This window comes from Streptomyces sp. NPDC048659, assembly GCF_040650575.1.
In the GTDB taxonomy this organism is placed as follows: Bacteria; Actinomycetota; Actinomycetes; order Streptomycetales; family Streptomycetaceae; genus Streptomyces.
The window spans coordinates 49,566-62,864 of record NZ_JBEZHM010000051.1; the positions used below are offsets into that span (position 1 = coordinate 49,566).

At 72.4% G+C, this 13,299-nt stretch carries 8 protein-coding genes; 4 read left to right on the forward strand and 4 right to left on the reverse strand.

Annotation, left to right across the window (positions count from 1 at the left end):
- Positions 1–239: 239 nt before the first annotated feature.
- A complete protein-coding gene (locus tag AB0C99_RS30610; RefSeq protein ID WP_362481966.1) occupies positions 240–1,595 on the forward strand; it encodes a lamin tail domain-containing protein in 1,356 nt (451 codons plus the stop codon).
- A 132-nt stretch (positions 1,596–1,727) separates the two neighbouring features.
- Positions 1,728–4,079 (forward strand): ADP-ribosyltransferase domain-containing protein, encoded by a 2,352-nt coding sequence (locus AB0C99_RS30615; RefSeq protein WP_362481948.1) that lies wholly within the window; start codon positions 1,728–1,730, stop codon positions 4,077–4,079.
- 72 nt (positions 4,080–4,151) lie between these two features.
- Here the strand turns inward: AB0C99_RS30615 and AB0C99_RS30620 are convergent, their stop codons facing one another.
- Together AB0C99_RS30620 and AB0C99_RS30625 are read right to left on the reverse strand one after the other, a co-directional pair.
- Complete coding sequence (locus AB0C99_RS30620) at positions 4,152–6,425, reverse strand: hypothetical protein (protein WP_362481950.1); 2,274 nt, start codon at positions 6,423–6,425, stop codon at positions 4,152–4,154.
- A 157-nt stretch (positions 6,426–6,582) separates the two neighbouring features.
- A complete protein-coding gene (locus AB0C99_RS30625; protein WP_362481953.1) occupies positions 6,583–7,623 on the reverse strand; it encodes a vWA domain-containing protein in 1,041 nt (346 codons plus the stop codon).
- 311 nt (positions 7,624–7,934) lie between these two features.
- Here AB0C99_RS30625 and ugpC point away from each other — a divergent pair, with 311 nt between their 5' ends.
- Positions 7,935–9,026, forward strand: a complete 1,092-nt coding sequence (gene ugpC, locus AB0C99_RS30630) for a sn-glycerol-3-phosphate ABC transporter ATP-binding protein UgpC (RefSeq protein ID WP_362481955.1) — start codon at positions 7,935–7,937, stop codon at positions 9,024–9,026.
- A 169-nt stretch (positions 9,027–9,195) separates the two neighbouring features.
- Here the strand turns inward: ugpC and AB0C99_RS30635 are convergent, their stop codons facing one another.
- Positions 9,196–10,185: an ROK family protein gene (locus AB0C99_RS30635; RefSeq protein WP_362481958.1), complete on the reverse strand. Its 990-nt coding sequence runs from the start codon at positions 10,183–10,185 to the stop codon at positions 9,196–9,198.
- A 149-nt stretch (positions 10,186–10,334) separates the two neighbouring features.
- Positions 10,335–11,615: a LacI family DNA-binding transcriptional regulator gene (locus AB0C99_RS30640; RefSeq protein ID WP_362481960.1), complete on the reverse strand. Its 1,281-nt coding sequence runs from the start codon at positions 11,613–11,615 to the stop codon at positions 10,335–10,337.
- Positions 11,616–11,849: 234 nt separating this feature from the next.
- On the opposite strand from AB0C99_RS30640, the gene AB0C99_RS30645 reads away from it, so the two are divergent.
- Positions 11,850–13,151, forward strand: a complete 1,302-nt coding sequence (locus AB0C99_RS30645) for a sugar ABC transporter substrate-binding protein (protein ID WP_362481963.1) — start codon at positions 11,850–11,852, stop codon at positions 13,149–13,151.
- Positions 13,152–13,299 lie beyond the last annotated feature (148 nt).

Sequence of the window (13,299 nt, forward strand, 5' to 3'; positions counted from 1 at the left end):
GCGCCCACGACCTGTCGTTCGGCACGCGTTCACCTGGCGAGCGGTCCGATGCCGGGCGCCGTTCGGCGGTGGCCGCGAACCTCTTCCTGCTCAGCCCCGCCACTCCCTTCCACTCCACTCCGCCTCACCCACCCCCAACCAGGACGGACACCGTGCCCGAAGTGCGTGCTCCCCGTGGACCTCGTCGCCTCGCCCCCTCCCCGCGCGGCCGGCTCCGGCTCGCAGTCGCCGGCTCCCTCATGGCCGCCGCCCTCGCGATGCCCACCCCCGCCGCCCAGGCGGCCCCGGCGGACGACATCCGCATCAACGAGGTGGTGACGACCGGCAGCGTCAACGACTCCGTGGAGCTGTTCAACAAGGGCACCGCCGCCGTGGACATCTCCGGGTGGATCCTCAAGGACGACAACAACAGCTCCGCGTTCACCGTCCCGAGCGGCACGACCCTCGCCGCCGGCGCCGCCCGCGCGTTCGACGTCTCCGCGGCCTTCGGCCTCGGCTCCAGCGACAAGGCCCGCCTCTACCTCCCCGGCGGCAGCACCCTGGTCGACAGCTACACCTGGACCAGCCACTCCGCGCCCTCCTGGTCGCGCTGCCCCGACGGCACCGGCGCCTTCGGGCAGGCGGCCCTCACGCTCGGCGCGCCGAACGACTGCGGCTCCGGCGGCGGTACGAGCCCCCAGGCGTGGCCCGGCGGCAGCACCGTCGCCACCGCCGACGGCTCCAACGTCTTCGGCTCCGACCTCAGCGGCCTGTACGAGGAGGGCTCCGTGCTGTGGGGCGCCCAGAACTCCGGCAAGCTGTGGCGGCTGGTCCGCGACGGCTCCGGCGGCTGGCGCCCCGACACGGCGAACGGCTGGACCTCCGGCAAGACCCTGCGCTTCCCCGGCGGCTCCGGCGCGCCCGACAGCGAGGCTGTCACCCTGACCGGGGCGGGCGCCGCGGGCGGCGCGTACGTCGCGAGCGAGCGCAACGGCGACGCCTCCGGCACCAGCCGCCTGTCCGTCCTTCGCTACGACGTGGCCACCGGGACCGGCACGAGCCTCACCGCCACCAAGGAGTGGAACCTGACCGCCGGGCTGCCGGCCGTGGGCTCCAACGCCGGTTTCGAGGCCATCACCTGGATCCCCGACACCACCCTCACCGCCGCCGGATTCAAGGACCAGTCGACCGGCGCCGCCTACGACCCCGCCCGCTTCGGCGCGCACACCGGCGGCGTCTTCTTCGTCGGCGTGGAGGGCACCGGATCGATCTACGGGTACGTGCTGGAGGACGGCGGCGCCGCCACGCGCGTCGCCACGCTCGCCAGCGGCATGGCCGGAGTGATGGAGCTCCAGTGGGAGCCGCAGGCGGCACGCCTGTGGGCCGTCTGCGACGACACCTGCTCCGGCCGGCACCGGACCTTCAAGGTCGGCGCCGACGGCGGCTTCGCCCTGGCCGGCACCTACAACCGCCCGGCCGGCATGGCCAACCTGAACAACGAGGGCTTGGCGCTCGCCGCGGCCGACGAGTGCGTGGGCGGGACCAAGCCCGTCTACTGGTCCGACGACAGCAACACCGGCGGGCACGCGATCCGCAGGGGCACCGTGACCTGCTGAGCCGAGGACAGGACCGAAGGGGGCGTCGTGCCTGGCGAGAGCCGGTGCCCGGCGCCCCCACCGGCGTTGTCAGTGGTGTCCCGTAACGTCGGAAGCGCTGGAGGAAAGAGCTTCTGACAGGGGGGATTTGTGATGACCGAAGGCTGTGCCGAGACGCCGCTCCGGGTCGTTCTGACGGACGTCAACGAGAGCGTGGTGAAGGCGTGGCGGGCCGCGTTCGCCGACACGCCGGGCCTGGAGATCCGCCGAGGTTCGATCCTCGACGAGGACGTGGACGCCTGGGTCACGCCGACGAACTCGGCGGGCCGGATGGACGGCGGCGTCGACGCCGTGATCAAGCGGCACCTCGGGGCGGGCATCCAGCTGAAGGTGCGCCGGGCGATCCGGGACCGGTTCGCCGGGGGGATGCCGGTGGGCAGCGCCGTCTGCGTCCCGTCCGGGGCAGCCGTGCCGCGCTTCGTGATCTCGACGCCGACGATGGTGGACTCCTCGCAGAACGTGAGCGAGACGCTGAACGTGGCGATGGCCTGCGCGGCGGCCTTCCAGGCCGTGCACCGCCAGAACCGGCTGGTCCCGGGCAGCATCCGTTCGGTGGCCCTGGTCGGGATGGGCGCCAGGACGGGCAAGGTGCCGGCCCGCGTCTGCGCGAACCTCATGTGGACCGGCTACACCCTCTTCCACGACCACTGGTTCGAGAACGACGACGAGCTGCGCGCCACGATCACCACTCAGCTCGCGGGCATCGAACAGGTGCCGGTGACGACACGGGTGCGGATCACACCTCCGAAGGAGCAGCTCCCCGCGCCGCTGCCGACTCCCGCGCCCGTGGCGGCTCCCGCACCAGTGCAGGCCGCCGTGGCCGCGGACGCGCCCGCCGCCGACGACCCGCTCGGGCTCGCCGGTCTGTTCGCGGGCGGGGGAGAGCCCTGGCTTCCGGTCCTCAAGCCGGTCATCGAGGCCCGCCCGGACGCCGCCGCGTTCATCGGACCCGACCGCAGCCCGCAGGTCGTGCCCGTACGGGAGCTCACCTTCCAGGCGCTGAAGCCGCACCCGCCGCACAAGTGGAGGGTGGTCGCCTTCGGGCAGAACCCGTATCCGCGGCCGGAGAGCGCCACCGGCATCGCGATGTTCGACAACACCTTCAACGACTGGAAGGACAGCCAGTTCGGCAGGGTCGTCAGCATCCGCTGCCTGATCAAGGCTGCGGCGATGTGGAAGTACGGCATCGCCAAGAAGACGCCCGTCGGAGAGGTCCGCGCCCTGCTGAAGGAGCGCGACACCGTCCAGCCGCCCGAGTGGTTCCAGGCGATGCTCACGCAGGGCGTGCTGCTGCTCAACGCCTCGCTGACCGCCAGCGCCGACGGGGCGATGGCCACCGACCAGCACACCGGCTTCTGGCGTCCGGTGGCCGAGGCGATCGTCGAGGAGATCCTCCGCGCCAAGCAGGAGGCCGTGGACGAGCAGGACCGCGGAGTCGTCTTCACCTGGTGGGGCGCCCACGCCCGCAGCCTGAAGCGGACGGTCCTGCGGCTCCAGAAGAAGTACCCGGGCGTGGAGGTGCGGCACATCGACCACGCGAATCCGGCCGCCCAGGGCGACCTGTTCTGCGAGGGCGACCACTTCGCCACGGTGAACGACGCCCTGCTCTCGCTCGGCTCCGAGGCGGTCGACTGGCTGCCGAGCAAGGGCTGGGACGCGCCGCCCGCCGGCGCGGCCACCGCGGGCACCGGAGGGGGAGGCGCGGACGCCGGGGTCGCCGCGCGGATGGGCGCCTTCATCGCCTCCACCATGGAGCTCCACCAGCTCTATCTGGAGCGGCTCACCAGCGTCCAGGACGAGGGACACGTCCTGCCCCCGGTCACCGGCGTCTTCGACACGCGCCTGATGCCGTTCGAGGACGCCGTCGCGCCGGTCACAGGGGTGCTGGCCGGGCTCGCCCGGCACATCGACCGCTCGCGCGAGTTCGGCAAGCGGCGGGCGGACGAGCAGGCCGGGGCGGGGCTGTCGGCCGACGCCATCGCCGCGCTGTTCCTCTACACCTGCGAGTCCGGCTTCTACCGGAACATCAACGCCGTCCTGCGCTCCCCGGACCGCAGCCGCGTCGTCCCCTACCTGCCGTACCTGCGCCTGCTGTTCGCCGCGGTCGGGGACCTGCCCGCCCACAAGAAGCCGCTGTGGCGTGGTGTCGGCCTGGACCTGCGGCGGCAGTACCCGCTCGGCTCCACGGTCACCTGGTGGGGCGTCTCGTCCTGCACCTCGCAGCTGAGCGTGGCCCGGTCCTTCCTCGGCAGCCGGGGCAAGCGGACGCTGTTCGAGGTGACGCCCGCCCGCGCGGTCGGCATCCGCAGCTTCTCGGCCTTCACCGGCGAGGAGGAGTACATCCTCGCCCCGGGTACGCGGCTGGAGGTGACGGACGTGACGACCGAGCGGGGCGGGCTGTCCACCGTCAAGCTGACCGAGGTGGAGGGCCTGCTGGTGTCCTGACCCGCGACGGAGGAGGGGGAGAGGGGGCGGGACCGTGATCCTGCCCCCGCTCCCGCCCCCGCCCCCTCACTCTCACCCGCCCGCTTCCATCGCGGGGGTCGTCCACCCGGGCAGGGACGAGCCGTCGGGGAGGCGGCCGGTGAGGCGGACCGGGGCGGGACCGTCGGCGCGTACCGCCAGCACCGGTCCCGGGGCGCGGGCGCTGACCGGGCCCCGCGTGGCGACGCCGACGACCCGGCGGCTGCCCGCCGCGAGGAGATAGCGCGGCCCTCCGGGCTTCGCCGACCAGTAGGCGCCCGCGAGGACGTCCTGCCCGAAGCGCCCGCAGGCGGCGGTGGGGCGCACGGTCGTCACGGGGAGGGAGCGGCCGGGGACCTCCAGCGTGACCTGAGCCTGCCCCGGCCCCTCCCAGGTGTCGGCGCGGGAACAGATCCAGAGCGCGCGTCCCGCCTTCTCGGGGAGGGACTGCGCCGCGAACTCCCAGCGGTTGACCGAGCGGATGCCCTCGCCCCGGAGCGGGGAGAGCGAGCAGGCCGAGTGCGACCAGGCGGCGAGCCCGAGAGGACCCGCAGCCTCCCGTGGCCGCCGTGCCGCCTCGCCGGGGACAGGGAGGGGGGTCCAGGTCAGATGGGCGGGGACGAGGTCGCCCAGATCGGCGACGAGGAAGGCGTGGTCCTCCACGATCCTTCTGGACGAGCGGAGCTGGAGCACCGGCACCGCGTCGCAGGGGCCGGCCGCCGCGGGGGAGGGCACCGGTTCCGTGGTCCCGTCCGCCGATACGCGGAGGGGGCGGGGGGCCGAGGCGGGCGCGCGCAGGTCCCGCGTCCCCGCCTCGGCGATCCAGGGCGCGAGCAGATAGCGGGTGCGCTCTCCCGTCCGGGTGAGCACGACGGCCGCCGCGGTCGTCACGTCGCTGTTGTCGGCCCGCGTACGCACCAGAGCGGGGCCGTCGCCCCCGGGGCCGGAGCGGGGGGCGGCGGAGCCGGGGTCGGTGTAGCGGATGAGTGTGCGGCCGGTGTGCAGGAGGACGACGGCCGAGCCGTCCACCGTGCCCGCGTACAGCAGGGACGGCCGCTCGGAGCCCGCCCCAGGGCCGGGGCCGCCGCCCGTCCACGCCGTCATGGCCCGCCGGATCAGGGCCCGGTCGCCGGTCCGGTCGCCACGCGCCGGCCAGGCGGTGAAGTCGACGCGCGCGGTGTCGGCCCACTGCTCGGACGGTACGCGCGACGGCGTCCAGGTCTCCGGGAGCGAGACCACCGCCGTACGCGGGGGAGCGGGAGCCGAGGGGGTGTCGCCGAGGACGCCGACGGCGGCCCCGGTGACGAGGGCGACGGCGGCGACGAGGGCGGCCGAGCGGACGCGCCGGCTCCGGCGCAGCAGATCGGTCGGGCGCAGGTGGACCGTGCAGGGGTCGAACTCAGGGCGGCGCAGCAGCTCCGCCACGTCAAGGCCGCCGAGCGTGCGCAGCCGCTCCGCCTCCCGTACCGCCCGCTCAGGCTCGGTGACACCTGCCCCGCGCAGCAGCGCGAGCGTGGCGGCGGGGGCGAGGCCCTCCAGGGCCGTCAGCGCCAGGGCCGCGCGGGTCGCGGGCTCTGCGGCGGCGAGGGCCCGGTCCAGCGCGAGTTCGTCCGTGCCGCCCGCCCGGGGGAACATCCGCAGGCCGAGCGCCTTGGGCAGGGCCGCGCCGGTCGCCACACGGAGCGGCGGGCGCAGGGCGTCCCGTACGACCCGGGCGCGGAGCCAGTCCCGCGCCGCCCGCGCGGGCGTCTCCTCGGTGCGGGGCCTCGGAAGCGGGGGGATGCCCGGGGCGTCGGGCCGGGATTGCTGCTCGCCGGTGACCGCGCCGCCCGCCCCGCCGTCGCCCGGTCCTTCGTCGCCGGTCCTGCCGTCGACCGATCCGGTCTCGACCGATCCGCTCTGGATCGGCCCGCTCTCAGCCAGCATGCCCTCGCCGGGCCCGCCGTCGCCCGTTCCGTGCGCGGCGGCGCCGGTAGCCGCCGGGCCCCGCGCTTCCTCCCCCATGCGCTCCCGCTGCTCGCGGTCCCCGCCTCGGACTCCGTGCCGATCTCCGTGCCGGTCCCCGTCCCCCTTCCCATCTGGTCCTCCCGTGGACGGCCCCCGGTGCGTCAGGCCGCTCGTGCGGGTGAGGGTGCGTTGGACCAGGGCGTGGGCGGCGAGGACCTTGCGGTGCCGGCCGAGGCGGGGCGGGAGGATCAGGTAGGCGAGGCGTACGAGCGCGGGATAGTGCTCGATCAGCGCCGCCTCCGCCTGGTCGCGGGAGGGCGGCCGGGGGGCGGGTATCGAGGCCGAACGGGTGAGCGCGGTGTTCGTCTGAGGGGACTGCATACACGGGCCAACGAGTCCGGCGGAGCGACGTCACCCCCGGATGTGTGACCGGTCCCGCCCCCCACGCCGACGCGCCCCCTCACCGGCCTGCTGGGGGAGGGGGCGCGTAAGTGTGCGGGGACGGGACGGGGCTGCCGTCCCGTCCGGTCAGGTCCGGTCAGGTCATGAGGAGGAGGCGGGTCTGGGCCACGAGCTTGCGGTTCACGCTCGTGCTCTGCACGAAGATCGTGAAGTCGTCGTTGTGGTCGGGCTTCAGGCGGACCTCCGCGTCCGGCAGGCCGAGCAGGGCGCGGGCCTCGGGGCCCGTGAAGATCCGGTCCGTCTTCTTCTCCAGGACGGCGATCTGCTTACGCGCCTGGACCTTCTCCGACTTGCTCAACTGGTAGAAAGCGCAGCCCGTACGGTAGGTGTGTCCGCTTTCGGTGACCCATTCCCGGATCGCTATGTCACGGGCCACCGGAATCAGCTCATAGGCGGACGCGTCCAGCGGGGTCAGACCGGCCGCCTTGATGGTTTGCGTGTTGACCGCGTCGGCCCCGGTGGAGAAAACCGCGCGGGAGCCGCGGATTCCCTTCGTGCGGCCCACCATGAATTTCTCGGTGGCCTCGCGGATGACGACTCCGGCCTCTTCCAGGCCCTGCGTGCTCGTGGCGTCCCAGACCGCGATGTTGTCCTTCGGGAAACCGCACTGCATGGCCTCGCGCTTGCCCATCTGGTCCGGCACGAGGACGGCCAGCGTCCAGTTGTCCTCCTGCTTCTCGACGAGCTCCGCCACGGCCTGCATCAGGCCGCGCGGGTCCTTGCTCGGGGCGTCGTCGCAGCGGTGGCTCGCGTTCTCCTGGCCGTCCGTCAGCACGAAGGTCAGGAAGCTGTGGTCGCCGTACAGCTGCGCCGTCTGGGCCAGCTCCCGCTGCGACTTGAGCGTCGCGGCGAGCAGGGCGGTCATGCCGCCGACCCGGTAGAGCGACTTCAGGGACGGCATCCGGAGCACGTCCTTGTCGTAGATCACGCATTCCACCTTGTCGGCGAACACATAGACCGTGACCCGCGTTTCCTGGTCGAGTTCCTGCGAACGGCGCGCCAGATAGGAGATCTGCTGATCGGCGACCTCGACGACCTTTCGGCTCAGGCGCGACATCGACGAACTCGCGTCCAGCACAAGGGCGACATGATTGATGTAGTTCTGGTTTCCGGCCATGAAGGCTCCCCCTCCTCGAACTCGATATACATACCTTCTCATCCACCACTGACAACGGCCCTCCGCGCCGAGGCCGGGGAGGGCCGGAAGGCCGGGTCCTTCGGAGGGGGATTCCGGGGCCCGGCGGGCCTTTCGGTCCGCCGGAGGCAGGGTCGTTCGGCCCCTTCTCGTCGGAGCGGGCGGCTCGGGGCGCGGAGGGCTTGACCAGCCGTGCCGCCGCTGAGGAGGGTGAAGGCAATTGGTCTACACCAGTTGCTCTCATTCCACTTGGATCGTCCGGCACGTACCGCCGGTGATGGGAAGGAACCACCGTGGCAGGCATCGTCTTCGACAACGTGTCGCTGACCTACCCGGGGGCCGACGCGCCCACCGTCAAGAACCTCGACCTCGACATCCGCGACGGCGAGTTCCTCGTCCTCGTCGGCCCGTCCGGCTGCGGCAAGTCCACCACGCTGCGCATGCTGGCGGGCCTGGAGGACGTCACCGAGGGCTCGATCAGCATCGGTGACCGCGACGTCACCTACCTCCCGCCGAAGGACCGGGACATCTCGATGGTGTTCCAGAACTACGCCCTCTACCCGCACATGACGGTCGCCCAGAACATGGGCTTCGCCCTGAAGATCGCCAAGGTGGACAAGGCGGAGATCCAGCGGCGCGTCGACGAGGCGGCCCGCATCCTCGACCTGACCGAGTACCTCCAGCGCAAGCCGAAGGCGCTCTCCGGCGGCCAGCGCCAGCGCGTCGCCATGGGCCGCGCCATCGTGCGCGAGCCCCAGGTCTTCCTCATGGACGAGCCGCTGTCCAACCTCGACGCCAAGCTCCGCGTCCAGACCCGCGCCGAGATCGCCTCCCTCCAGCGCCGCCTCGGCACGACCACCGTGTACGTCACCCACGACCAGGTCGAGGCCATGACCATGGGCGACCGGGTCGCCGTACTCAAGGACGGCGTGCTCCAGCAGTGCGACCCGCCGCGCAAGATGTACGACGAGCCGGCCAACGTCTTCGTCGCCGGGTTCATCGGCTCGCCCGCCATGAACCTCTTCACCCTCCCGCTCACCGACGAGGGCATCCACTTCGGCGGCAGCCTCATCCGGATCAGCGACGCGGCCCGCAAGGCCACGGACAGCGACAAGATCACCATGGGCATCCGGCCCGAGCACCTCGACTTCCACGCCCGGCACAGCGACAAGGGCCTCCCGGTCACCTTCTACACCGTGGAGGAGCTCGGCTCGGAGGGCTTCGCGTACGGCCGCCTCGACCTCGGCAACGGGGAGGACGCCCCCATGACCGTGCGCACCTTCGGGCGCGAGGAGGGCCTGCGGGGCCAGACCGTGCGGGTCCTGCCCCGGGAGGACGAGATCCACCTGTTCTCCGCCGTCACGGGGGACCGCCTCCCCTCGTAAGACCCATCCGTAGCTCCAAACCGAAGAACTCATCCGTGGAAGGTCCGGGAGGCACGCGCCGCTCCCGGGCCTTTCGTGTGTCCGCCGTCGCACGCACGCGGCACGCCGGAGGGGCCGGGGCGCGCTCCTCGCGCGTCCCGGCCCCTCCGGCCCGAGGTGTCACCAGGTGTCAGAAGCCGAACGCCACCGCCGCCGCGCCGACCAGGCCCGCGTCGGTGCCCGCCTTCGCCGGGAGGACCCGCAGGTCACGGGTGAAGGTCAGGGTCGCGTACCGCTTCAACTCGGCGCGTACGCCGTCGAAGAGCAGATCCCCCGAGGCCGCGACCCCGCCGCCGATCACCACGACCTCCAGCTCCACCAGCGCCGCCGTCGCCGCCACCGAGGCGGCCACCGCGCGGGCCGCGCGGGCGAACGCCGCGAGCGGCACCGGCTCGCCGCGCCGCGCGGCGTCGGCGACCGTACGGGCCGTCGCCTCCTCCCCGGCCGGCGGGGTCCAGCCCTCCGCCAGCGCGTAGCGCACGATGCTCGGGCCGCTGGCCAGCCGCTCCACGCAGCCACGGCCGCCGCAGGGGCACTCCTCCCCGTCCAGGTCGACGCTGATGTGACCGATGTGGCCCGCGTTGCCGCTGAGTCCCATGTACGGCTTGCCGTCGAGGATCAGCCCGCCGCCGACGCCGGTGGAGACCACCATGCAGAGGGCGTTGGCCGTACCGCGGGCGGCGCCGTTCCAGAACTCGGCGGCGGCCATCGCCGGCCCGTCCGCGATCATCCGCACCGGCAGCTCCGCACCGTCCGCGAACTCCGCGACGGCGGCGCGCAGCCGGTCCACCAGGGGGAACTCGCGCCAGCCGGGGATGTTGACCGGGCTGACGGTCCCCGCGACCGTGTCGACCGGTCCCGCGCAGCCCACGCCCAGCGCCCGCACGCGCGACCAGTCCGCGTGCGCGCGCAGCTCCGCGAGCACGAGCTCGACCTGGCGCATGAGCGTGTCGGCGCCCTGGGTGGCGGGCGTCGGGAGCTGGACGCGCGTCAGCAGCGCGCCGCCGCCGTCGACCAGCGCACCGGCGATCTTGGTGCCGCCGATGTCGATCGCGGCGACCACCGCGTCGGCGGGCGGGGCGGACGGCAGAGGGGTTCGGGTCTGGGAGGTCTCGGACATGGGGCTCGTACTCGCTCGCTGTCGTGGGTGGAAGGGGAGGGGAAGGAAGAGGGGACGAGAGGGACCAGAAGGACCAGGGGGATCAGAGGGATCAGGGGGACTAAGAGAAAGGGGAAGCGCTGCGGGACGGGCCCCCGCCCGCCCGTCCCTCACGCGCCTCGGCGTCCGGCGCCCGGGGCTTGGTCGGCGCCCGGGCCCCCGCCGTCGACCGGTGCCGGTTCGTCCAGCGGTGCCCGGCCGTCCAGCGGCGCCGGCCCGCAGCTCTCGCGGATCTCCAGGCTCGGCAGCGGGTCCTGGAGGCGGCGGGACTCGGCGCCCGCGAGGAGGTGCAGGACCTCGGCGGCGGCGCGGCGGCCGAAGGAGCCGGGTTCGCGGGTGAGGGCGCTGAGCGGGGGGTGGAAGGTGCGGCAGATCGCCGAGTCCTCCCACGACACGATCGACACGTCCTCGGGGATGCGCAGCCCGCGCTCCGTGGCGACGCCCGCCGCCGTCACCGCCATCACCTCGTTGTGGCAGATGAGGGCCGTGGGGCGCAGCGAGGCGCCGAGGAGGCGCCGGGCCGCCTTGACACCCTGCCGGTCGGAGAAGTCGGTGGTGACCGAGACGATGTGGTCGAGGCCCAGCCGACGGGCGGCGGAGCGGAGGGCGGCGATCCGGCGGGCGGTGTGGGCGAGTCCGGGCGGCCCCGCCATGTGGGCGATGCGCCGGTGCCCGAGCTCGTGGAGGTGGTGCACGATCAGGTCCATCGCGCCCGCGTCGTCCGCCCAGAGGGTGGAGAGGGCGGCGCGGCGCCGGTGCGGCCCGGAGTCCGGGCCGTCGGGGCCCGCGCTGTCGAGGGCGCCGATGACGACGGCGGGCAGCCCGAGCACGGCGAGGGTCTCCGGGCGCGGGTCGCTGACCCGGGGGTCGACCACGATGACGCCGTCGACGCGGCGCTCGGTCCACCAGCGCCGGTACAGCTCGCACTCGGCGTCGATGTCGTCGACCATCTGGAAGACCAGCGCGTGGTCGTGCGGGGCGAGCGCCGCCTGGATGCCGGAGACCACCTGGAGGAAGAACGCCTCGACGCCGAGGCTGCCGGCCGGGCGGGCGAGGACGAGGCCGATGGCGCGGGAGCGGTCCCGGTCGGCGGCCGGTCCGGCGGCGGGGACGCGGCGGCCCATCTGGGAGGCGAGGGAGAGGATCCGGCGGCGGGTCTCGTCCGAGACGCCGGCCCGGTTGTTGAGGGCGAAGGAGACCGCCGTCGGCGAGACCCCGGCCTCGTCGGCGATCTCCTTGAGCGTGGGGGTGCGGGGGCCCGGCGGCGGGACGTCCTCCCAGGACGGGCGGCGCGCGGCGGCGGGGGACCGGCGGGCCGCGGGGCCACGGGGCGGCGTCAGCGGCCTTCCGGGGCGGTACGGGCCTTCGTTCCCGTTCTTCTGCGCACACATGGCCGCGGGAATACCTCCTGGTCTTGGCTGCTGTGCTCAGTAAAACTCCCCGGGTGGACCGGGTGTAGCGACCAACGACCACAGGTTTAGAAACTTTAGTCCTCTTTAGTGGCGCTGACCTGGGATTTCGTCCCCAGAGGCCGTTCAACGGGCTTTGACCTAAAGCTGATTCGGATCCAAGGTGAGGGCAGCTCGACCCACCCCGCATTGATCTGCAGCAAGGAGTCAGCCCAGATGTCCATTTCTCGCAGCGTCGCGATCAGGACAACCGTCGGTATCGGTACGGTCCTCTGTCTCGCCACCATCACCGCCTGTGGCGGTGGCGGCGGATCCTCGAAGGCCGGATCGTCCACCGACGGAAAGGTCGAAGGGACCATCAAGTTCCAGACCTGGAACCTGCGGGCGAACTTCAAGGACTATTTCGAAGGCGTCATCGCGGACTTCGAGAAGGAGCATCCCGGGGCGAAGGTCAAGTGGGTGGACCAGCCCGCCGACGGCTACCCCGACAAGCTGAGCGCCGACGCCTCCGCCGGCTCGCTCCCGGACGTGGTCAACCTCTCGCCCGACCTCGCGTACCCGCTGGCCAAGGCGGGTCTGCTGCTCAACCTGGACAAGGACGAGGTCGCCAAGAAGTTCAAGCCCGAGTACCTCGAAGGAGCCTGGAAGGGCTTCGAGATGCCGGGCATGGACGGTACGTACTCCTTCCCCTGGTACCTCAACAGCGGGCCGCTCTTCTACAACAAGACGATGTTCGAGAAGGCGGGTGTCGACGCGAACAAGCCGCCCAAGACCTTCGACGAGCTGTTCGCCGTGGCCGGCGAACTCGCGAAGAAGGGCGAGGCGACCCTCGGACAGCCCCCGACCGTCGAGGACTTCGGCCGCTACGGAGTCGAGGCGATGGACACGGAGGGGAAGAAGATCACGCTCAACAGCGACAAGGGCGTGGAACTCCTCACCAAGTTCAAGGAGCTGTACGACAACGGCGGACTGCACAAGCAGACCCTGACCCTCAAGGACGATTCCACGGGTCAGAAGTTCCTCCAGCAGGAAATCGCCATGAACCCCGGCAGCGCGCACGACCTCGACAACTTCAAGCAGAACGCGCCGTCGCTGTACGAGAACATCGGCATCACCGAAGTGCCGACGAACACCGGCAAGCAGAACATGTATCTCCAGGGCCTGTCGGTGAACTCCCAGAGCAAGAACACCGCCACCGCCGTCGCCTTCGCGCACTTCCTCACCAACGCGAAGAACCAGGAGGAGTTCGGCCACAAGGTCGCCGTCTTCCCGTCCACGAAGGGCTCGCTGGAGAAGGAGTACTGGACGAAGCCGGACGGCACCGAAGAGGGCAAGATCCGGGTCGCCTCGGCCAAGATGCTGCCGAGCGCGGTGAACTACACGCCCGTCCTGTTCAGCGACGAGATGAAGACGATCCTCCGCAACGAGATCGCCAAGTGCTTCACGGGCAAGCTCAGCCCGAAGGCGGCCCTGGACAGCGCCGCCGAGCAGATGAACAAGCTCCTCGAGCAGAACTGACCGAACGGTGAGTCCCGTGAGCACCACCTCCGCACCGGCCAGGACCCCCGGTCCCGAGCCGACCGCCACGGGCTCCGCCGCCCGCCGCCGCCCCGTAGTTGCCGGTGCCGGCGCCGATGGCGAGGAACACCGGGGCGACGATCGGGAC